At 61.8% G+C, this 21528-nt stretch carries 22 protein-coding genes; 9 read left to right on the forward strand and 13 right to left on the reverse strand.

Features of this window, described 5'->3' with window-relative positions:
* Positions 1 to 235 (forward strand): hypothetical protein (locus tag WHJ28_RS15110; RefSeq protein ID WP_340042895.1); only part of this gene is annotated, 235 nt, incomplete at its 5' end.
* Here WHJ28_RS15110 and WHJ28_RS15115 read toward each other — a convergent pair.
* From WHJ28_RS15115 to abc-f, 10 genes are all read right to left on the reverse strand, one after another.
* Entirely contained in the window at positions 222 to 629 is a 408-nt protein-coding gene (locus WHJ28_RS15115; RefSeq protein WP_340042896.1) for a GNAT family N-acetyltransferase, read from the reverse strand. The genes WHJ28_RS15110 and WHJ28_RS15115 overlap by 14 nt on opposite strands.
* 5 nt (positions 630 to 634) lie before the next feature.
* Positions 635 to 3322: an FtsK/SpoIIIE family DNA translocase gene (locus tag WHJ28_RS15120; RefSeq protein WP_340042897.1), complete on the reverse strand. Its 2688-nt coding sequence runs from the start codon at positions 3320 to 3322 to the stop codon at positions 635 to 637.
* 57 nt (positions 3323 to 3379) lie between these two features.
* Entirely contained in the window at positions 3380 to 4225 is an 846-nt protein-coding gene (locus tag WHJ28_RS15125; RefSeq protein WP_340042898.1) for an undecaprenyl-diphosphate phosphatase, read from the reverse strand.
* 262 nt (positions 4226 to 4487) lie between these two features.
* Complete coding sequence (locus WHJ28_RS15130; protein WP_340042899.1) at positions 4488 to 5897, reverse strand: aminopeptidase; 1410 nt, start codon at positions 5895 to 5897, stop codon at positions 4488 to 4490.
* A gap of 289 nt (positions 5898 to 6186) precedes the next feature.
* On the reverse strand, positions 6187 to 6780 hold the full coding sequence (gene coaE, locus WHJ28_RS15135; RefSeq protein WP_340042900.1) for a dephospho-CoA kinase: 594 nt from the start codon (positions 6778 to 6780) through the stop codon (positions 6187 to 6189).
* 68 nt (positions 6781 to 6848) lie between these two features.
* Complete coding sequence (locus tag WHJ28_RS15140) at positions 6849 to 7886, reverse strand: L-threonylcarbamoyladenylate synthase (RefSeq protein ID WP_340042901.1); 1038 nt, start codon at positions 7884 to 7886, stop codon at positions 6849 to 6851.
* Positions 7887 to 8033: 147 nt separating this feature from the next.
* A complete protein-coding gene (locus WHJ28_RS15145; protein ID WP_340042902.1) occupies positions 8034 to 8291 on the reverse strand; it encodes a hypothetical protein in 258 nt (85 codons plus the stop codon).
* A 40-nt stretch (positions 8292 to 8331) separates the two neighbouring features.
* On the reverse strand, positions 8332 to 9396 hold the full coding sequence (gene prfA / locus WHJ28_RS15150) for a peptide chain release factor 1 (RefSeq protein WP_340042903.1): 1065 nt from the start codon (positions 9394 to 9396) through the stop codon (positions 8332 to 8334).
* A gap of 12 nt (positions 9397 to 9408) precedes the next feature.
* Complete coding sequence (locus WHJ28_RS15155; protein ID WP_340042904.1) at positions 9409 to 10044, reverse strand: YdcF family protein; 636 nt, start codon at positions 10042 to 10044, stop codon at positions 9409 to 9411.
* Positions 10041 to 11942: a ribosomal protection-like ABC-F family protein gene (gene abc-f, locus WHJ28_RS15160; RefSeq protein WP_340042905.1), complete on the reverse strand. Its 1902-nt coding sequence runs from the start codon at positions 11940 to 11942 to the stop codon at positions 10041 to 10043. Before abc-f ends, WHJ28_RS15155 begins: the two co-directional genes overlap by 4 nt.
* An 88-nt stretch (positions 11943 to 12030) precedes the next feature.
* Here abc-f and mtnA point away from each other — a divergent pair, with 88 nt between their 5' ends.
* Positions 12031 to 13020, forward strand: coding sequence for an S-methyl-5-thioribose-1-phosphate isomerase (gene mtnA, locus WHJ28_RS15165; protein WP_340042906.1), 990 nt, complete (start codon positions 12031 to 12033; stop codon positions 13018 to 13020).
* 58 nt (positions 13021 to 13078) lie between these two features.
* Here the strand turns inward: mtnA and WHJ28_RS15170 are convergent, their stop codons facing one another.
* Together WHJ28_RS15170 and WHJ28_RS15175 are read right to left on the reverse strand one after the other, a co-directional pair.
* Positions 13079 to 14470, reverse strand: a complete 1392-nt coding sequence (locus WHJ28_RS15170; protein ID WP_340042907.1) for a UDP-N-acetylmuramoyl-tripeptide--D-alanyl-D-alanine ligase — start codon at positions 14468 to 14470, stop codon at positions 13079 to 13081.
* A 40-nt stretch (positions 14471 to 14510) separates the two neighbouring features.
* Positions 14511 to 15560, reverse strand: a complete 1050-nt coding sequence (locus WHJ28_RS15175; protein WP_340042908.1) for a D-alanine--D-alanine ligase — start codon at positions 15558 to 15560, stop codon at positions 14511 to 14513.
* Between the two features lie 424 nt (positions 15561 to 15984).
* Between WHJ28_RS15175 and WHJ28_RS15180 the strand changes: the two genes are divergently transcribed.
* Complete coding sequence (locus WHJ28_RS15180) at positions 15985 to 16380, forward strand: hypothetical protein (protein ID WP_340042909.1); 396 nt, start codon at positions 15985 to 15987, stop codon at positions 16378 to 16380.
* 43 nt (positions 16381 to 16423) lie between these two features.
* Here WHJ28_RS15180 and WHJ28_RS15185 read toward each other — a convergent pair whose 3' ends face one another.
* Positions 16424 to 17686: an Ig-like domain-containing protein gene (locus WHJ28_RS15185; protein WP_340042910.1), complete on the reverse strand. Its 1263-nt coding sequence runs from the start codon at positions 17684 to 17686 to the stop codon at positions 16424 to 16426.
* A gap of 210 nt (positions 17687 to 17896) precedes the next feature.
* Between WHJ28_RS15185 and ylxM the strand changes: the two genes are divergently transcribed.
* The 6 genes from ylxM (at position 17897) to trmD (ending at position 21527) form a co-directional block, all read left to right on the forward strand.
* Positions 17897 to 18265 (forward strand): YlxM family DNA-binding protein, encoded by a 369-nt coding sequence (ylxM, locus tag WHJ28_RS15190; RefSeq protein ID WP_340042911.1) that lies wholly within the window; start codon positions 17897 to 17899, stop codon positions 18263 to 18265.
* Between the two features lie 4 nt (positions 18266 to 18269).
* Positions 18270 to 19628, forward strand: coding sequence for a signal recognition particle protein (gene ffh, locus WHJ28_RS15195; protein ID WP_340042912.1), 1359 nt, complete (start codon positions 18270 to 18272; stop codon positions 19626 to 19628).
* A gap of 68 nt (positions 19629 to 19696) precedes the next feature.
* A complete protein-coding gene (gene rpsP / locus WHJ28_RS15200) occupies positions 19697 to 19936 on the forward strand; it encodes a 30S ribosomal protein S16 (RefSeq protein WP_007489428.1) in 240 nt (79 codons plus the stop codon).
* Positions 19937 to 19954: 18 nt separating this feature from the next.
* Positions 19955 to 20185, forward strand: a complete 231-nt coding sequence (locus WHJ28_RS15205) for a KH domain-containing protein (RefSeq protein WP_087271545.1) — start codon at positions 19955 to 19957, stop codon at positions 20183 to 20185.
* A gap of 99 nt (positions 20186 to 20284) precedes the next feature.
* Positions 20285 to 20785, forward strand: a complete 501-nt coding sequence (gene rimM, locus WHJ28_RS15210; protein ID WP_340042914.1) for a ribosome maturation factor RimM — start codon at positions 20285 to 20287, stop codon at positions 20783 to 20785.
* Positions 20778 to 21527, forward strand: a complete 750-nt coding sequence (trmD, locus tag WHJ28_RS15215) for a tRNA (guanosine(37)-N1)-methyltransferase TrmD (RefSeq protein WP_340042915.1) — start codon at positions 20778 to 20780, stop codon at positions 21525 to 21527. Before rimM ends, trmD begins: the two co-directional genes overlap by 8 nt.
* Position 21528 lies beyond the last annotated feature (1 nt).

Below are 21528 nucleotides of genomic sequence, written 5' to 3' on the forward strand. Positions count from 1 at the left end.
CGCCCGCAGGCGGCAAAACAGAGTCAGAATCTGTTTTTTCCAAGGACATGAGCCTTGGAAAAAACACTTCTCAGCCCGCAAGCGTGCGCGCTTTGCGCGTGCGACGCAGCGGGCTGCATCCCTTCTCAAAAATGCTTGCATTTTTGAGAAGCGTGTCGAGCTTTCTCGACACGCTGAAGCGGAGCGCAGTCAAACGACTGCGCTCCGCTTGTTTTATTTCATTACAGCTCTTTGACATAGAAATAGTGGCCGTAGCTTCCGGTCCCCTGCTCCACCGCGCCGAAGCGGCGGTAGCCCATCTTTTCATAGAAGTCAGGGGCCTGAAAACCGAAGGTATTCAGCTCCAGCCGTTTCGCGCCCTGCCGGGCGGCGTTCTCCTCCAGCTGTTCCAGAATACAGGCACCCAGACCTGCTCCCCGGTGCTCCTCAGACACCCACAGTACATCCAGCATGGCCAGCTCTCCCATTCGGAATGCGTCGCAGCCGCCGATGATCTGTCCGTCCTGATTGGTGACCACCAGGGACAGATCCGCCGTATCCGGCACAAATGTTCGGTTGTAGGCCCGCAGTCCGGCGTGGATGGCCTCGCCAGTCCCCTCGTCCCCGGGACGGATCACAAACGGTTCCATTCTCATCACTCCATATCAAAGGGGGGCATATCCCGGCTCTGGGGAATGGCGTCCCCCTCGAACTCCAGCTCGTCGGGCACCGGCTCCGGTGCGCCGCCAGCCATATTCTGCTTGAACTGCATCTCCTGCCACTGTTCCTTGGTGATGAGCACCTGGCGGGGCTTGGAGCCCTCAAAGGGTCCAACGACGCCCTTCTCCTCCATCTGGTCCACCAGACGGGCGGCCCGGGAGTAGCCCAGCTTGAGCCGCCGCTGGAGCATGGACACAGAAGCCATGCCGGTCTCCACCACCACTTCGATGGCGGCGGGCAGCAGCTCGTCGTAGTCGTCTCCCACATCCTCGGGTGCGGAGCCGCCCACGCCCTTGGAGCCCTTCTCCTTCTCGGCGGCGTGCTTTTCGATGTCGTGCATGATCTCCTGATCGTACTCGGCCCCGCCGCTGTTCTGCTTGATGAAGCCCACCACGGCGGCCACCTCCTCATCGGAAATGAGGCAGCCCTGGACACGCTGGGGCTTGCCGGAACCCAGGGGGAAGTACAGCATATCGCCCCGGCCCACCAGCTTTTCCGCGCCGGTGGTGTCCAGAATGATGCGGGATTCCAGGGAGGAGGCCACGGCGAAGGCGATACGGCTGGGGATGTTGGCCTTCATCAGACCGGTGATTACGTCGGCGGAGGGACGCTGGGTGGCGATAATCAGGTGCATACCAGCGGCACGGCCCATCTGGGCCACCCGGCAGATGGATTCCTCCACCTCCTTGGCGGCCACCAGCATCAGGTCGGCCAGCTCGTCGATGACCACCACGATCTGGGGCATCTTCTCCATGTCGTCGGTCTTGGAGGCATGGGCGTTGTAGGAGGCCAGATCCCGGACGCCGATCTCGGAAAAAGCTCGGTACCGCTTCATCATCTCCACCACCGCCCACTGGAGGGCGCCTGCCGCCTTCTTGGGGTCGGTGACCACCGGGATGAGCAGATGGGGGATGCCGTTGTAGATGCCCAGCTCCACCATCTTGGGATCCACCATGATGAGGCGGACCTCCTCAGGCGTGGCCTTATACAGCAGAGAGATGATGAGGGAGTTGGTACACACCGACTTACCGGAGCCGGTGGTACCGGCAATCAGCAGGTGGGGCAGCTTGGCAATATTGCCCACAATATTGTTGCCGCCAATGTCCTTGCCCACGGCGAAGGACACCTTGGAGGGGTTGTCCCTGAATTCCCGGGAGTCGATGACGTCATGGATGTACACCGGGGACACCAGGCGGTTGGGCACCTCAATACCCACCATGGAAATCTTGTTGGGGATGGGCGCGATCCGCACGCCGGTAGCGCCCAGGGCCAGAGCGATATCGTCGGCCAGATTGGTCAGCTTGTTGAGCCGCACGCCCTGGTCCAGCTCCAGTTCATATCGGGTCACCGAGGGGCCCCGTGTCACATTGGAGATGTTGGCGTCGATGCCGAAGGAGCGGATGGTATCGGACAGCCGGGCCTGATTGGCCCGCAGTTCTCCCGCCACATCGGAGCTGGATACCCCCTCCCCTTCCGTCAGCAGAGAAACGGGGGGATACTGGTAAGCCATAGGCTCCTCCTCCAGGCTGCGGGCGATGTCCTGGGCCACCTCGGCGGCAGCCTGGGCAGCCTCCTCCTTCTGGCGGGCCTTGGCAGAGGTGGGAGGCACGGCAGGTTCCCGCACGATCTCGGGCACAGGCATCGGCTGAGGCACAGGCTGAGGCTCCGGAGCGGGTTCGGGCTCTGGCTGGACCACAGGCTGGGACTGGACGACCTCATGCCGGATCTCCGCCGGGGCGGCAAAGGGCAGGGCCTCCTCCTCCGGTACCTCTGTCTCCTCGGTCTGGGACTGGGTGGTGCCGGTCAGCACCTGGTCGGGGGTGGGCACCGAAGGCTTGCGGTTAAAGAAGCGCTCCTTCTTCTCGATGGGCTTGGGCTCCCGGCGCTTACCCACCAGAGGTCCGTCATCCACCGGGATATCGATCTGAGGCTGCTGCTTGCGGCCTTCCCGGACAGGTTCCGGCTCCGTCTCTGCCTTCTTGCGGCGAGGCCGGGGCTCGGGGATCTCCTCCTCCTCGTACTCCGGACGGCTGCGGAGCCTGTCCACCACATCGGTGGGAGAAATATGGAAGCACACCATGACCAGGATCACAGTCAGCAGTACAAAGATGATGCCGGCTCCGATCTTACTGAATACAGCGGTAAGACCCAGGGCGGCCACACCGCTGATCACACCGCCGCTGGCCAGGGCCTCGCCCTGCTTCCAGAGCAGTTCAGGCAGCTTCATATCCCAGGCATAGGCGCCCTTGGCCAGAAGCAGGTGGAAGAACCCGCCGGCCAACACCGGCAGCAACAGGGCACACCACACCCGCAGCCGCACCGGGCGGCCCCGGTGGAAGGCAAGGATTCCGCTGGCCACCAACAGCATGGGAGGTAGCAGCAGATAGCCGTAGCCGATCAGGCCCTTCACCAATCCACAGAAAAAGTCGATGAAGATGGCCTGGATGTGGAAGTAGCCCAGCGCGGCAAAGATGGCCAGCAGCAGGCACACCACAGCCCCCACCTCCCGCCGGACCGGGCGGGGGGCGGGCTTTTTCCGGCTGGTTGTGGTGCGGGAAGAGGAGGACCGGCTGGAAGAGGCGGTCCGCTTCCCTCCGGCACTTTTCTTCTTTGCGGTGGCCATGGTATCATCAAGTCCTTTCAGGGTCGGGTTTCCCGCCCACAGGCGGGCGGTGCTCAATTACATCATTACGGTTTTTACAATACCGGCGATCAGGCTGCCGAGGCCAACCGCCCAGCAATAATAGGCGAACTTACCGAACTTGCCCTTGTCGGACAGGCTCTTGACCAGTCGGATGGCAAAGTAGCCCACCACGGCGGCCACAGCCACGCCCACCAGATACATGGGCAGCTCAGTCATGTTAAAGCCGCTGCTCACCGCGTCCTTCAGTTCCAGGATGTTGGCGCCCACGATGGCGGGCAGGGACATGAGGAAGGAAAAGCGGACGGCAAAGGAGCGGTCGAAGCCCCGCATCATGCCCACGGAGATGGTGGTACCGGAGCGGGACAGGCCGGGGATCACCGCCAGCGCCTGGCCGCAGCCTACGATCAGGGCGTCCACCACGGTGGCATTTTTGGCGGTCTTGCGGCCATGAGCCAGCCGGTCGGAGAAGAACAGGATGCAGCCGGTGACCAGCAGCGCGATGGATACCATAATAGAGCTGGCAAACAGGGCGTTCACCGCGTCCTGAAGCAGTACCATGACAAACAGGGGCAGGGTGGCAATGATGATGAGCATCACCATCCGCCGGGCCGGAGGCGGCGGAGTGCCGGTATCCTTCCCCGCCAGGGCGGCGATACCCAGGAAGAACTCCCGGATCATCTCCACCACATCCCGCCAATAGACGATCAGCACCGAGATCAGGGTGCCGAAGTGGAGCATCACCGTAAACATCATGTACTTTTCTTCCACGTTCTCCATACCGAAGAACTGCTGGAACAGGGCCAGGTGGCCGGAGCTGGAGATGGGCAGAAACTCCGCCACACCCTGAATGATCCCCATGAGGATGGCCATCAAATAGCTCAAAACGACTTCCTCCATTCACGATTTTTGGGGAACGAAACCTGTTTGAAAGCAAGGTCATCCCCGATACAGCACCCCTACACAATTCAAGCTGCGTCAGGGCGGTTAGTTTTTATCATATCATATCCGGCGGGATTTTTCCATCCTTTTTCCTGACCCTTAAAAAATCTCTGCTCATAACAAGCCGCCTGCAAACCATTCATTTGATGCAAAAAGAGAGTCCGGCGGATCACCCGGACTCTCTTTTGCTGAAGTCAGATCAAAATCACTGAGCCTCGTAGACCGCCTTCATGCCCTTGTAGGTCATATAGCAGTCCAGCTTGGACACGGTCTCGAAGGGGGCGTGCATGGACAGAACAGGCACGCCGGCGTCGATGGTATCGATGTCACGCTCAGCCATATAGCAGGCCACGGTGCCGCCGCCGCCGGCGTCCACCTTGCCCAGCTCGGCCATCTGCCACACCACACCGTTCTGGTCCAGCACACGGCGGACATAGGCCACCAGCTCGGCGGAGGCATCGGAGGCCCCCGCCTTGCCACGGGCGCCGGTGTACTTGCACAGGCCCATGCCGTAGTTGACCCGGGCGCTGTTGCGCTTCTCGTACACGTCGGCAAAGTTGGGGTCGAAGGCGGCGGTCACGTCGGCAGACAGGCAGAAGGACTTCTCATAGCAGGCCTTCAAAGTCACCCGCTGAGCGTCGCACAGATCGCTCATGAAGGTATCGAAGGCGGCGGACTGCATACCGGACACGCCCTCGGAGCCAATCTCCTCTTTGTCTGCCAGCATGCACACGGCAGTGCGGGCGGGGGTGCCCAGGGTGAACAGAGCGGCCAGGGCGGCAAAGCCGCACACCCGGTCGTCATGGCCGTAGGCGCCGATGAGGGAGCGGTCAAAGCCGATGTCCATAGCCCTGAAAGCGGGCACGGCGGACAGCTCCGCGGAGATGAAGTCCTCCTCCGTAATGCCGTACTTCTGGTTGAGCAGGTCCATAATGGCCAGCTTCACCCGATCAGCGCCCTCGTCGCCGGCAAAGGGACGGCTGCCAATGAGCAGGTTCAGGCTCTCGCCGGGGATGGCCTCGCCCAGCGGCTTCTTGGACTGCTCCACACCCAGGTGGGGCAGCAGGTCGTCAATGGTGAAGCGGGGCTCGCCCTCAGAGGAGCCGATGGACACCTTCACAGCGGAGCCGTCCTTCAGGGCGATGACGCCGTGGAGTTCCAGAGGAATGGTGACCCACTGATACTTGCGAATGCCTCCGTAGTAGTGGGTCTTGAAGAAGGCCAGCTCAGCGTCCTCATAGAGGGGGTTGGGCTTCAGGTCCAGACGTGGGGAGTCGATGTGAGCGGCGCCGATGTTGACGCCCTCGCTGAGGGGCTTGCTGCCGATAACGGCCAGCATCACCGCCTTGCCCCGGTTCACCCGGTACAGCTTGTCGCCGGGATTAAGGGCCATGCCGCGGACAAAGGGCTTGAAGCCGTGATACTCGGCCAGGCGGACGGTCTCGTCCACGCACTCCCGCTCGGTCTTGCCGGCGTCCAGAAACTTCTTGTAATCCTCACAATATGCGTTCAGATCCGCCTCCTCCGCGGGATTCAGGCGGTCATAGCCGTTCTTGGGCTGATAGAGCAGGGCTTCCCGCCGCAGCTCACCGGGGGTTTTCTGTTTCTCTTCCATGTGAGAGTCCTCCTTTATGATAATATCTGCTGAATAAACCGAAAATCGGTTTATTCACGCGGCGGTAGCCGCGCAATTCCACAAAAACGGCTCAAAGGAGCCGCTTTTATGGAATTCAGCCATTGTTACAATGGGTATTTCCACTGGCGCGTTGAAACGCGCCAGTGGAAGGTGCAAGGCTTTTTGGACGAAATCGTCCCAAAACCTTGCACTTGAACAAAGCCATTTGACCTTGAAAGCCTTGGTTTTCAAGGCTTGTGGCTTTGTTCAGTACACATTATGATAAACGTTATGGGATCAGCGTCTGAAACAGAGCCAGTGCCTTTTGGGCGAATTCCTCCGCCGTGCCCTGATTCTCCAGAATGTGGGTACAGTGGGTACGGAAAAAGCCGTCCCTCTGCTGGGCGTCCACCCGCTTGCGGGCGTAGTCCTCCGAAATGCCCTCCCGGGCCATGATGCGGCGGATACGGACCTCCCTGGGGGCCAGAATGCCCACCACCGCATCGCAGGTCTCCCCTACGCCGCTTTCGATGAGGGCGATGGCGTCGATGGCTGCCGCCGGTCGCCCCTCGGCCTCTGCCTGAGCGGCCTGCCGATCGATCTCTTCGATGATAAATCGATGGGTAATGGCATTCAGTTCGGACAAAGCCGTGGGATCGGCGAAGACCACACTGCCCAGCGCCTTCCGGTCCACCTGTCCCGTCTTATCCAGGATGGAAGAACCGAAACGGGCTGTCAGGGCTTCCCGCATGGGTTCGCTGTGGGCCAGCAGGTCATGGTAAACCTGATCGGCGTCAATGATATGGGCCCCCAGGCCGATCAATACGTTGAGGGCGGTGGTCTTGCCCGCCCCGGTGGGGCCGGTGATGCCGATGCGTTTCATGTCCTTCGCCTCCAGCAGTTAGTATACCACACTGCGGCCGCCGTGTGTGAGCGATTTGTAAATTGTCTTCAGGCCGACGGCGGCGGCCCATCCTCCACCCGGATAATGTGGAATCCGGCCGCCTTGTTGAGCCGGTTGGCCACCGCCAGACCGATGCCAGTGGCATCGGGGCACTGAGCCCAGATATGAGTGACGCTGGTACCGTCAAACCACCGCAGGGCGTCAAACACCCGCCGGGCCTGCTCGGGCACGTCGGTGCTGGGGCCCAGCTGCTCCAGGGGGTGGTCCTCAAACAGGTGGGTATACTCATCAAAGCAGATCACCCCGTCGCCGGGGTCCATATGGGTCTGGATGTACCGGGCCGCCGTCTCGGGCGCACCCTGGACCACGGTGACCGGGGCCTTGGGGGCGTAGTGGCGATACTTCATACCGGGAGCCTTGGGCTGCTCCCCGGCACCCATGAGCCGGGTCACCGCCGGGTCCACCGTCACCTCACCCAGCACGCTTTCCAGCTGTTCCAGGGTAATGCCGCCGGGCCGCAGCAGCCGGGGCGGCTGTTCCGTCAGATCGATGATGGTGGACTCCACCCCCACGGAGCAGGGACCGCCATCCACAATGCCGTCGATCTTGCCGTCCATATCCTCCAGCATATCCGCCATATTGGTGGGGCTGGGCCGGCCGGAGGTATTGCCCGACGGGGCAGCCACCGGCACATCCGCGGCGGCGATGATGGCCCGGCACACCGAATGGGCCGGGCAGCGCATCCCCACCGTGTCCAGTCCGGCGGTGACGGCGGCGGGCACAATGGACTTGTGCTTTAAAATCATGGTCAGGGGTCCCGGCCAGAATTTGTCGGCAAGGGCGTAGGCACTCTCCGGAATGTCCTCACAGTACCGCTCCAGCCAGTCGGCGGAGGGGATGTGGAGGATCAGGGGGTTATCCTGGGGGCGGCCCTTGGCCTCAAAGATGCGGCCCACCGCCTCGCTGTTCAGCCCGTTGGCTCCCAGGCCGTACACCGTCTCGGTGGGGATGCCCAGCAGGCCGCCCCGGCGGAGGATGTCCGCCGCCTCCCCGATCTGCTTATCATTCAAACGCAGGGTATGCATCCTTCCTCACCGCTTTCTCAAAACCGATGACGACGGCGGCGACGGCGGTCCCTCTGTACCACCGTCAGGATACCTGCCGCCATCAGGGCGGCGCCGGACAGGATGTGCAGGATACCAATGGCCTTTTTCATACCCAAGTCTCCTTTGTTATTCGTAGATGCCCACCGGCGTGCCCGCCAGTTCGATGGTGGTATCGGGAGCGAACTTGGCCTTTTGCAGATAGCCCTTCACGGTGAGGATACCGTATTTTGGATTCACCTTCTCGTCCTCCAGCTCCAGCTCCAGATAGTTGGCTCCAGAGCCGGTGAGCCAGCCGTCGTCCTCCAGCAGGCCCGCCAGATCGTCCCGTACCAGATCCAGGGTCAGCCCCTCGGGCAGAGTATTAAAATGAATGATCAGTTCCATGGTTAATGCTCCTTTTCTAGGATTCCGGGATACCTCCCGTTTATTCCTCCTGGCTGTGTCTCAGCTTTTCCGCTTGATCTGCGGTGATCAGCCCGTCGATGATCTCGTCCAGATCGCCGTTCATCACATTTTCCAGCTTGTACAGGGTCAGGCCGATGCGGTGATCGGTGAGCCGGCCCTGGGGGAAGTTGTAGGTACGGATACGCTCGTTGCGCATACCGGTGCCCACCTGGCTGCGGCGCTCGTCAGTGAGGGCCTGTTCCTGCTCCCGTACCTTCTCTTCATACAGCCGGGAGCGCAGGATCTGCATGGCCTTGTCCCGGTTCTGGAACTGGCTGCGCTCCTGCTGGCACTCCACCACCGTACCGGTGGGCTTGTGGATGAGCCGCACGGCGGAGGAGGTTTTGTTGACGTGCTGTCCGCCGGCGCCGGAGGAGCGGAACACCTGCATCTCAATGTCGGCGGGGTTGAGCTCAAAGTCCACCTCGTCCACCTCGGGCAGCACCGCCACCGTAGCGGTGGAGGTGTGGATGCGCCCGCCCGACTCGGTCTCGGGCACCCGCTGGACCCGGTGGACCCCGCTTTCAAATTTCAGGCGGGAGTAGGCCCCGTCTCCCTCAATCGTAAAGCAGATCTCCTTGACACCTCCCAGCTCGGTCTCGCTGAGGGAGTCCACCTCCACCTTCCAGCGGCGGGCGTCGGCGTACATGGAGTACATCCGGTACAGAGAGTGGGCGAACAGGGCCGCCTCCTCCCCGCCCACACCGGCCCGGATCTCCACGATGACGTTCTTGTCGTCGTTGGGGTCCCGGGGCAGCAGCAAGATACGGATCTCATCCTCCAGCTTGGCAATGTCCTCCTTGGCCTGCTGGTACTCCTCCTGGGCCAGCTCCTTCATGTCGGGGTCGCCCATCAACTCCTCCGCGTCCTTCAGGTCCTGCTGGCGGCGGGTATAGGCCCGCCAGGCGGACACCACCGGCTCCAGCTCCCGCTGCTCCTTGTTGAGCCTGGCCACCAGGGCCGGGTCGTTGTAGGTCTCCCCCGCCCCCAGCTGGGCCTCGATGCTGGCAAAACGCAGATCCAGGGCGCTTAATTTTTGCTGCATATCCAAATCATATCACCTGTCAAAGAAATAGGACTTGACCAGAGCCAGCGGCTCCCGGATGTACATCTTCAGCCGGGAAGGAATGTGGGAGCTGGGGGCGGCCAGGGTGGACAGGGTGTAGTCCCCCTCCCATGCTCTGTCCCACAGCATCCGCACCCGGGTCAGGTGGAAGCCGTTGGATACCACCAGCATCTCGCTGGTGTCCATCCCCTCCTGCTCCAGCAGCGCCTGGGTGAAGCGGATGTTTTCCCAGGTGTTGTGGGACTGGTCCTCCAGCAGGATCTGATCTCCATCCACCCCGTGGTCGGTCAGATAATCGTACATACACTGGGCCTCGCTCTGGTGCTCGTCGGGGCCCTGTCCGCCGGAGGCCACGATGGTCAGGTCCGGGTGTTCCTCCAGGTAGTCCAGGGCTTTATCCAGCCGGTCCTGGAGCAGGATGGACGGTCCCCAGGACTCTACCTTGCAGCCCAGGATCACCATGACCTTGGGTTCGCCGGTCATACTGTCGTGGGCGCCAGACAGCACCACGCCCAGCAGCACCGCGAAGCTCAGCAGAGCGGCCAGCACCGCCGTCAGCAGAGCCAGCAGCCACACCGGCTTTCTGCGCCCTCCGTAGGGACGGTAATACTGTTTTTTACGTCTCATCCTCTGGCCTCTTCCAACTCCGCAGCCAGGGTCTCCCACTTGGTGTACAGGGCGGCGATCTCATCCTCCAGCGCCTTCTGCTCCTCGTAGACTTTCTGGAGCTCCAGGTAGTTGGAGGCCACCTCCTCAGCTTTCAGGGACAGCTCATACTGCCGCTCCTCCGCCTTGGCCACCGCCCGCTCCGCCGCGACCACCTGCTTCTCCAGCTCCTTGGTGCCGCCGGGGCGCTTGGGCTTCTCCTTTTTAGGCTTCTCCGGCTCCGCCTTCACCGGGGCCGCAGCCTGGGCCTTGGCCCGCTCCCGGGCGGCCCGGAACTCCTCAAAGGTGCCCCGGAAGTCGGTGATGTGCCCGTCCTCCAGCATCCAAATGCGGGTGGCAAACTGCTTGATGAAGTAGCGGTCATGGGATACGAAGAGCAGGTTGCCCTCGTAGTCGGCCACCGCCTCCTCGATCCACTCCCGGCTGGCGATGTCCAGGTGGTTGGTGGGCTCGTCCAGGATGAGCAGATTGATCTGCTCATCCATCAGCATACACAGCCGCAGTCGGCTCTGCTCGCCGCCAGACAGGGCGGACACCGGCTTGAACACGTCCTCTCCCCGGAAATTGAAGGCGGCCAGCCGGTTACGGGCGGTCTGCGTGGAGCAGTCCTGATCGTAGATCATGGTGTCCACCAGGTTGCGCTCCGGGTGGGAGAAACGGATGATCTGGGGCAGGTAACCTACCTTTACAGTCGGTCCCATCTTCAGCTTTCCGGAGTCGGGCTCCTCCTCCTTCAGCAAAATCTTCAGCAGGGTGGATTTGCCGGTGCCGTTGTCTCCCAGCAGGGCGATGCGCTCGCCCCCCACCACCTCCAGATTGACGTGGTCGAAGAGGGTGCGCCCGTCAAAGGACTTCTTCAGTTCCTTGATGGTGAGCACCTCGTCCCCCCGGAACTCCCGCTCCCCGAACTTGATGTCCAGGCGGCGCTCCTTGGTGGGCTTGTCGGTGGTGCGCAGGCGCTCGATCCGCTTCTCCATGGACTGGGCCCGCTTGAAGGTCTTGTCGTTGCCCGAGTAAGCCCAGATCCGCAGCTGCTGGGAAGCCTTCTCCAGCTGCTCGATCTTGGCCTGTTCCTTCTCGTACTGCTTCAGCTTCTCCTGATAGCGGTGCTCTTTCTCCACCACATAGAAGGAGTAGTTGCCCTCGTAAAACTCCGCCTTGCCGTCCTGGATCTCGATGACCCGCTTGACCACCCGGTCCAGGAACCAGCGGTCATGGGAGATGGCAAGGACAGTACCTTTATAGCGGTCCAGATACTCCTCCAGCCACTCGGTAGCCCGCAGATCCAGGTGGTTGGTGGGCTCGTCCAGCAGGAGGATGTCAGTGTCCTCCAGAATAAGCCGGGCCAGATTGACCCGGGTCTTTTCGCCGCCGGACAGGGAGGAAAAAAGCTGATTTCTCATATCCTGGGAAATTTCCAGGCCGTTGCATACCTTATTCAGGGGGGTAATGGTATCATAGCCGCCCCCCGCCTCAAAGGCGGCAGTGAGGGCATCATACCGCCGCAGCAGAGCCGGGTCGCTGTCCTGGCCCATACGGACGGTAAGCTCCTCCATCTCCCGCTCCATGTCGTGAAGCCGCTGGAAAGCGGTCTGGAGCACGTCCTCCACCGTGTACTCCGGCGGATAGACGGGGATCTGGGAGATGAGCCCCACTCCCTTGCCGGGGGCGATGTGGACCTCGCCGTCGTCCCAGTCCAGCTCGCCGGTGAGGATTTTGAACACCGTGGTCTTGCCTGCGCCGTTTTTGCCCAGCAGGCCCACTCGCTCCCCCTGGTCGATCTGGAAGGTGAGGCCATCCAATATTTTTTTGCCTACCTCGAACTCTTTGGACAGGTTCGAGACGGAGATATCGATCATTGCTTGCCTCCAAATGGTGTGTGTGATACAATCGTTAGGAACAAAACGCCCCGGTTTTCCAGGGCCGCATCACAAGGAGGAGTTCTCTATGGACGCGATCCGTTGGGAAGGAAATACCCTTTACTTACTTGACCAGACAAAGCTTCCGGTGGAAGAGACCTGGCTCCCCTACACCGATTACCGTCCGGTGGCTGATGCCATCCGCACCATGGTGGTGCGGGGTGCGCCCGCCATCGGCGTCACCGCCGCCTACGCCTACTGTCTGGCCGCTCTGGCCGGGGAGGACCTGACCGAGGCCAAGTCCGTTCTGTCCGCCAGCCGCCCTACGGCGGTCAATCTCTTCTGGGCCCTGGACCGGATGGCCCGCAAGGCGAAAGCCTGCGGCGGAGACCCGGAAACTCTCATTGCCGAGGCCGTGGCTGTCCATCAGGAGGACGTGGCTATGTGTAAGGTCATAGGCCTTTACGGCGCCTCTGTGGTGCCCGACCACGCCCACATCCTCACCCACTGCAACGCCGGAGCCCTGGCCACCGGCGGCTACGGTACCGCTCTGGGAGTCATTCGGGCCGCCCATGAACAGGGTAAAGTGGATATGGTTTACGCCGATGAGACCCGTCCCCTGCTTCAGGGCGCCCGGCTCACCGCTTACGAACTGGTCACCGACCACATTCCCGCCACCCTCATTGCCGACAACATGGCTGCCAGCCTGATGGCCAAGGGCAAGATCGATATGGTGGTGGTGGGCTGCGACCGGATGGCGGCCAACGGAGACTTCGCCAACAAGATCGGCACCTACTCGGTGGCGGTGAACGCCCACCATCATGGGGTGCCCTTCTATGTGGCCCTCCCCTGCTCCACCATTGATCTCACCATTCCCGATGGCTCCGGTATCCCCATCGAGGAGCGGGACAAGAACGAGGTACGTACCCTGTACGGGGTCCAGACCGCGCCGGCCACGGTGGAGGTGTACAACCCAGCCTTTGACGTGACCCCTCACAGCCTGGTCACCGGCATCATCACCGAGAAGGGCGTCATCTATCCGCCCTTCAAGGAGAATCTGCAGAAGCTGTTCGGATAACAGCGGGCGCGCACTGCGCGCCCCTACGGACCGCCGGGCATTTGCCCGGCGGTCTTTTTTATCCCTCGTTGGTGATGGTGAGCAGGTACTCCACCAGCTCCTCCAGGGCCATGCCACGGGAGGCCTTCACCAGAATGGTGGCGTGGGGGCGCACTACGCTGTCCAGCACCGGCTTGGCCTGCTCCTTATCGGTGCAGTGCCAGCACACCGGCACGCCCGCCGCTTTGGCGGCATCATAGATATGCTGGGACAGCTCGCCCACCGCCACCAGACAGTGGATGCCCGCCTTGGCCAGGTACTCGCCGATCCCGGCGTGGAGGGCGGGAGCCAGGGGGCCCAGCTCAAACATATCGCCCAGCACCGCAACCTTGTACTCCCCCTTGGCGTTGGCCAGCACCTCCACCGCCGCCCGCATGGACTGGGGATTGGCGTTGTAGGTATCGTTGAGGATGGTGATATCATCCCCACGGGTGAGGATGTTCATCCGCATCTTGGTGGGGGCGAAGTGGAGCACCCCGTCTGCGATCTCCTGAGCGGTCAGGCCGAAGTGCTGGCCTACCGCCGCCGCCATCAGGGTGGGATAGATCATATGGTCTCCCAGAGCCGGGATCTCCACCGGAAAATCGCCGTCAGGCGTTTCCACCTTACAGCTGATCCGGCTCTTGCCGTCGCTGGCCAGATCCACCGCCCGGTAGTCCAGGCACTGGGCGGAGCCCACCCGGATAAAGGGGTGGTCCAGCTTGCCGGGCAGGGTGTTCAGCAGCGGGTCGTCACCGTTGATGACGGCGGGCGCGTGGGGCTTGGCGTGGTGGAAAATCTCGCTCTTGGCCTCCAGGATCTTCTCCCGGGAGCCGAAATGCTCGATGTGGGAGTCGCCGATGTTGGTCATGAGGATCATGTCGGGCTCCACAATGGCGGAGAGATAGTCGATCTCCCCTGCGTGGTTCATACCCAGCTCCAGCACGGCGATCTGGTGCTCCGGCTTGAGCCGCAGCAGGGTCATGGGCACCCCGATGTCGTTGTTCAGGTTGCCCTCGGTCTTGAGGACGCTGTACTTCTCCCCCAGCACCGCCGCCACCATGTCCTTGGTGGTGGTCTTGCCCACCGAGCCGGTAATGGCTACCACAGGGATGGCAAATTTCTGCTTGTAATACTTGGCCAGATCCCGGAGGGCCCGGTGGGTGGACTTCACCTTAATGTAGAACTTGCCGGGCAGATAGCTGTCCCGCTCCCGCTGGGTGAAACACCCGGCAGCGCCCCCCTCCAGGGCGGCGTTGATGTAGGCATGACCGTCAAAGCGCTCTCCCACCAGGGGGATGAACAGAGAACCGGGATGGATGGTACGGCTGTCGGTCTCCACCCGGCTCACCGCCCGGTTCAGATCTCCGAACTCACCCAGCAGGCTGCCGCCCACCGCTTCCATGATCTCTCGTATGGTCATCGGCTCCATGTTGTTGTCTCCTTCAATCTCTCTCGTTCCGGATGCCGGTTTACCGGCCCTGTCTTCTGGCCTCCAGGGAGGCCTCCACAATGCGCTGGCACAGGCTGTTGTAATCGATGCCCACCGCGGCGGCCTCCTGGGGCAGCAGGCTGGTGGGGGTCATGCCGGGCAGGGTGTTGATCTCCAGGAACCAGGGCTGGCCGTCGCTGGTGACAATGAAGTCGGCCCGGGAATAGACGGACAGGCCCAGGGTCTCATACACCCGCAGGGCGGCGGCGCGGAGCTTCTCCTCCCACTCCGCCGGGATCTCCGAGGGGCACACCTCCAGAGCCGCGCCGGGCTGATACTTGTTGGCGTAGTCGTAGAAGCCCTCCTTGGGGATGATCTCGATGGAGGGCAGGGCCTTGCCGTCCAGGATGCCCACCTGGATCTCACGGCCCTTCACATACTCCTCCAGCACGGTGCGCCCTCCCAGGGTCAGGCCGTCGGTGAGGGCTTTGCGCAGCTCGTCGGCGGTATAGGCGATGGACACGCCGATGGAGGACCCGCTGGCCACCGGCTTCACCACCAGAGGCAGCCGGGCAGAGCTGACCAGGCCGTCAATATCCTCCGCCTTATACTCCACGGTCTTCCAGCCGGGGGTATTCACCACGTCGGCCACCATCCGCTTGGTCAGGTCCTTGTCCATGGCGATGGCGCTGGACAGGTAACCCGCCCCGGTGTAGGGGATGCCCATCAGGTCAAAGGCGGCCTGGACCTTGCCGTCCTCGCCGCAGGTGCCGTGGAGGGCAAGGAACACCAGATCGGCCATCTGGCACAGCTCCAGCACACCGGGGCCAAACACGCTCTTGCTGTCGCCGGGACGGCTGGCCTTGATCTGCTCCAGGTCAGGGGCCTCCCGGCTGATCTTTTTAAAGGATTCGGGCACCGGCGCATCAAAGAAAGACTCGTCTGCCCGGCCCTCCTCCAGGCCGAAAAACATATCGATGAGTCCCGCCCGATGGCCCAGAGCCCGCAGGGCCTCGGTCACCATGGTGCCGGTGGAAAGGGACACGTTCCGCTCCGGGGAGAGTCCCCCGGCCAAAACTACGATCTTCATAATACACCTCAGTTGCCAGTTTGATACAATATGATACGCGCTAATGGTATATTATAGCACGCTTTACCGCTATACTCAACTCCCTTTCCACCTTCTGTGCATGAAATCTTTCTTTTTCTCTGTTCCTTGACATTCCTCCGCCATTCTGCTACATTGAACCTGAAACTTCCTTGGCGCCGCCGCCCTGTGCGCCCTGGGGCTCACCGAGGTAAAGACCCCCGCCCCCTTCTCTCCCCGGCTGACCCTGGATATCCTGCGCCAGACGCTGACCAATGGACGGCTGCTCCTCTTTCTCCTGTCGGCGGCCCTTCTCTCCGAGGCCCACCAGACCATCACCACCTTTTTAAATCAGCTGCAATATGCCCGCGCCAGCCTTCCCGATTGGGCCATTGGTGTCCTCTATATCGCCGCCACGGTGCTGGGCATGGCGGGAATCTGGTCCGCCCGGCTCACCCGCCGGACGGGCATCGTGGGAACGGCGGTGCTGCTCTACGGCGGTGGGGTGCTGGCCTGTGCTGCCCTTGCCCTGACCGCTGCCCCTCTCCCCTCCATCTGGGCCATTCTCACCCTGCGGCTGTGCAATACCTTGTGCCAGCCCTTCCTGATGGAGCTGCAAAACAAGCAGGTGACCACACCCCACCGGGCCACCGCCCTCAGCGTCCACGCCATGTTCATAGATGGGGTGGGGGTTGGTACCAACCTGGCGTTCGGTGCTCTGGCGGAAATCAATCTGGCCAGGTCCTTCTGGCTGGGCGGCGGAATCTGCCTTACTGGGTTACTTCTTTTTATCATATGGTATAAACTGCGTCCCCGTGCATAAAGGGAAACGGCCGCCGATGGCGGCCGTTTTTCTCATATTTCCCTTAAAACCACCCGGTGTCCCGGCTGTCCAGCAGATCCAGGGCGGCGCACAGCAGCTGTGCCGCCTCTCCACGGGTCAGCGTTTCCGTGAGGCCGGCCTCTGCCGGCAGTACCCCGCAGGTGGACAGGTTGGCCGCCGACTGGGCCGCCCAGGCGGGAGCGTCGGCGGCAAAGGTCTGGGCGTCCACGTCGGTGACGGAGAGCACCCGATCCAGCAGCACCGCCGCCTCGGCGGTAGTGATAGAGTCATCGGCCCGGAACACCACCCGGCCCTCCTGGTCGGTGGTCCCCTGGACCAGACCGCACTTCAGGGCGGAGGACACATAGGGCTTGGCCCAGGTGGGAATGCTCTCATCGTCGGCGAAGCCGGTGCGGGACACCCCCTCCAGAGACTCCACCCCGGCGGCATTCATGGCCATGGCTACAAACTCGCTGCGGGTGACAGCGGCGTCAGGCTGGAAGAAGTATTCCCCTCCCATGCACTCACCCACAAAGACACCCTTCTCCGCCAGGCGGATGGCCGCCTTGTGGGCCGGGTGGCCGCTGAGGTCGGCGTAGGTCACTTTGGTGTCCGGCTTTTCGATCTTTACCTTAACGGTAGCCGGGTCGGAGGCATTGCCCACTGTGTCCATGGCAATATAGGTGAAGGAGTCCTTGCCGGTCTTGTTTTCATAGGGGGTATAGACGAACTGGCCGTCCTCCCCCATGGTCACCGCGCCCCGGGCGGGCTTCTTCACCAGCCGGTAGGTCAGCAGGTCGCCCTCCGGGTCCACGGCGGAAAAGCGGTCGGTGACCGCCACATTTTTATAGGTGGACAGCTCCAGGTTCTCCGCCACCGGGGCGCCGTTGGCCTCGGTCAGCAGATGGACCTCCACCCCGGTCTCCTGTCCCGGCTCACCGCCGGCAAAGAGGGGCTGGAAGGTAAAGCTGGCCTCCAGGGCGATGGGGGCAACCGAGGGGGTGAAGCGCAGGCCGTCCACGGCAGTCATGGCGATCACGTCCCCCTCCCCCACCATCTGGCCCCCCACGGTGAGCACACCTTCCTGGGGCAGCTGGGTGATCACAATGGCGTCCAGAGCGCCCTCCCCCTCCACCACAAAGTCTGAGGACTGGAAGGCAATGGTCTCGGTGGTCATGCCGTTCTTCACCACGTCCAGCACCGTGGGGCTGGTCTCCTCCTGGTCCAGAAAGAGCGCCGAGGCAGGCAGGGCCGCCGTGAGCAGGGCGGCCGTCAGTGCCGCGGCCATCAGGATACGGGTTTTCACTGGTGTAACCTCCTTTTCTTCGATACATCTAGTCTTTACCGGCAAGGGAAAAATATGCGTCTGTCCCCGGCCCGGCCCGGGGCGAAAAAAAGAAAAGAATTCCCCCGTTCCCCCTTGACAAACGGAGGAAAATCGTGTATCATCACCTCTGTTGTAAAGCTTTGAAACTTTACTTCCTTTACAGAACGACTTCCTGAAGGAGGGTGTACCATGAAGAACCAGGCCTACCGCATGGCTCTGCTCTATGATTTCTATGGAGATATGCTCACCGACCGACAGAAGGAATTCTACGACCTCTACTACAATGAGGACCTCTCCCTGGCCGAGATCGCCGAGAACTACGGCATCACCCGCCAGGGCGTCCGGGACGTGATCGTCCGGGCCGAGGCCATCCTCACCGAGCTGGAGGACAAGACCGGCATCATCAAGCGCTTCCACAAGATGCACCAGCAGTTCCTGGAGGTGGAAGCGGCGGTGAACGCCATTGCCCAGCGCAACGACCAGCGCTGGCAGGACGACGAGGTTGAGATCCAGTGCAACCGCATCCGCGGCGTGCTGGATCAGCTGAAACAGGAGTGACCCCATGGCATTTGAAGGACTGACCGAAAAGCTGTCCGCCGCCTTTAAGCGGCTGCGGGGCAAGGGCCGTCTCACCGAGGCCGACGTAAAGGAGGCCATGAAGGAGATCCGGATGGCCCTGCTGGAGGCCGACGTAAACTTCAAGGTGGTCAAACAGTTTGTGGCCTCTGTCACCGAGCGGGCCGTGGGCTCCGATGTACTGGAGAGCCTGACCCCCGCCCAGATGATCGTCAAGATCGTCAATGAAGAACTGACCAATCTGATGGGCGGCGAGAGCACCAAGCTGACCATCTCCCCCAAGCCCCCCACGGTGGTGATGCTGTGCGGCCTCAACGGCGCCGGCAAGACCACCAACGGCGCCAAACTGGCGGGCTTTCTGAAAAAGCAGGGCAAGCGGCCCCTTCTGGTGGCCTGTGACACTTTCCGCCCCGCCGCCATCACTCAGTTGGAGGTTGTGGGTTCTCAGGTTGACGTGCCCGTGTTCCAGATGGGGCAGATCGATCCCATCGACATCGCCAAGGCGGGCATTGAGCACGCCAAGAAGCACGGCAACGACATCGTATTTATCGATACCGCCGGCCGTCTCCACGTGGACGAGGAGCTGATGGAACAGCTCAAGGACATGAAGGCGGCCATTGACCCCACCGAGATCCTGCTCATCGTGGACGCCATGATCGGTCAGGACGCGGTAAACGCCGCCAAGGCTTTTGACGAAGCCCTGGATATCACCGGCGTCATGCTTACCAAGCTGGACGGCGACGCCCGAGGCGGCGCGGCCCTCTCCATCAAGGCGGTTACCGGCAAGCCCATCAAGTTCGTGGGCCAGGGCGAGAAGCTGGACCAGGTGGACATCTTCTACCCCGACCGGATGGCCTCCCGTATCCTGGGCATGGGCGACGTGCTCTCCCTCATCGAGAAGGCCCAGCAGACCTTCGACGCCAAGAAGGCCGCCGAGCTGGAGCAGAAGCTGCGGAAAAACCGCTTTACTCTGGCTGATTTTTATGACCAGCTGGTGCAAATCAAGAGCATGGGCTCCCTGTCCGACATCGCCGGGATGCTCCCCGGCGTCAACGCCAAGGCCCTGGAAGGCGCCAACGTGGACGAGAAGTCCCTGGCCCGTACCGAGGCCATCATCCTGTCCATGACCCCTGCTGAGCGGGAGGACCCCTCCCTGCTGAACAACAGCCGGAAAAAGCGCATCGCCGCCGGTTCCGGCACCCAGGTGGTGGACATCAACCGTCTGCTCAAGCAGTTCGATATGATGCAGCAGATGAGCAAACAGTTCTCCGGCAAGCAGATGAAGCGTCTGGGCAAGCTGGGGAAACTGGGTAAGCTGGGCAAAATGCCCGGTCTGCCCTTCTAAACGGTGGTAAACGCGCCACGCCGCGTTTCCATAGATATGCTTTACGATTACATGGAGGTGAAGATACAATGGTTAAGATCAGACTGCGTCGTATGGGCGCCAAGAAGGCTCCCTTCTACCGCATCGTGGTGGCTGACTCCCGCTATCCCCGTGATGGCCGTTTCATCGAGGAGATCGGCACTTACAATCCTCTGACCCAGCCCGCCGAGATCAAGGTGGACGCCGAGCGCGCCCAGGCTTGGATCAAGACCGGCGCTCAGCCCACTGAGACCGTGAAGGCTCTGCTGAAAAAAGCTGGCGCCATCTGATAGGAGGGCACAGCTGGCATGAAGGAACTGCTCACCTATATCGCCCGCAATCTGGTGGACCACCCCGACGCCGTGGAGGTCACCGAGCACGCAGGTGAGAGCGAGACCGTCCTGGAGCTTCGGGTGGCCCCCGAGGACATGGGCAAGGTGATCGGCCGCCAGGGCCGCATTGCCAAGGAGATCCGCACATTGATGCGCTCCGTGGCCCAGCGCCAGGGCACCAAGGTTTCCGTCGATATCGTCGACTAACTCCGGGGGCCTCCCCCCGGATATGAAAAAGCCGACCGACCCTGTGGTCGGTCGGCTTTTTCATATCTTGCAGATTTTGTACTATTCGGGGTGATACCGATGAAAAATCAATTTTTAGAAGCAGGTCAGATCGTCAACACCCACGGCATCCAGGGCGAGGTCAAGATCGTACCCTGGTGTGATTCTCCGGAATTTCTCTGCCAGTTTGATGTCTTGTATGTGGACGGCAAGCCGGTACGAGTCCGCTCCGCCCGCATCCACAAAGGTAATGTGCTTGCCTTCCTGGAGGGTGTCAACGACGTAAATGCCGCCATGTCCATGAAGGGCAAGACGGTGTTCATCGACCGCACCGGCGTGGAGCTGCCCGACGGCCGCCACTTTATTGCCGACCTGATGGGGCTGGATGTCATCGACGCCGCCACCGGCGAGAAGATCGGCGTGGTGGCCGACGTGCTCACCCCCCCTGCCCACGAGGTCTATGTGGTCAAGGGCGAGCACGAGTATATGATCCCGGCCGTAGACGAGTTCCTGGCGGAGACCAACGTGGAGGGCGGCTATATCAAGGTCCGCCTTATTGAAGGGATGCGTACCGATGTATAGCATTGATATCATGACCCTGTTCGATCTGACCGTGGGCGACATGATGAATGAGTCCATCCTGGGCCGGGCCCAGGAGCGGGACATCATCCGCATTGAGGCCCACCAGATCCGGGACTACACCCTCAACAAGCAGAAGCAAGTGGACGACTACCCCTACGGCGGCGGCCGGGGAGCAGTAATGCAGGCCGATCCCCTCTACCAGTGCTGGAAGCACATCGTGGACACCCACGGCCCCGGCCACACCATCTATATGTCCCCCTGCGGGAAGACCTTTACCGAGTCCGACGCCCGCCGTCTCCGGGATGACTACGACCACCTGATCCTGGTGTGCGGCCACTACGAGGGCATCGACCAGCGCTTCATTGAAGAGTGCGTGGACGAGGAGATCTCCATCGGGGATTTCGTGCTCACCGGCGGCGAGCTGGCCGCCATGGTGGTGGCCGACGCGGTGGCCCGGCTGGTGCCCGGTGTCTTGGCCGATCCCGAGTGCTTTGAAAACGAGAGCCACTGGAACGGGATGCTGGAGTATCCTCAGTACTCCCGACCCGAGGAGTGGCACGGCCGGAAGGTCCCCCCTATTCTCCGCTCTGGCGATCACAAGAAGATCGCCCAGTGGCGGCGGAAGCAATCCATCCTCCGTACCCGCCAGCGGCGGCCCGACCTGTACGAGAAGCTGGACCTGTCCTCCAAAGAGGACCAGAAGCTGCTGCGCGAGCTGGAGGAAGAAGAAACACAATCTTAAT

It is taken from the genome of Flavonifractor porci, from assembly GCF_037572415.1.
Taxonomy (GTDB): domain Bacteria; phylum Bacillota; class Clostridia; order Oscillospirales; family Oscillospiraceae; genus Flavonifractor; species Flavonifractor porci.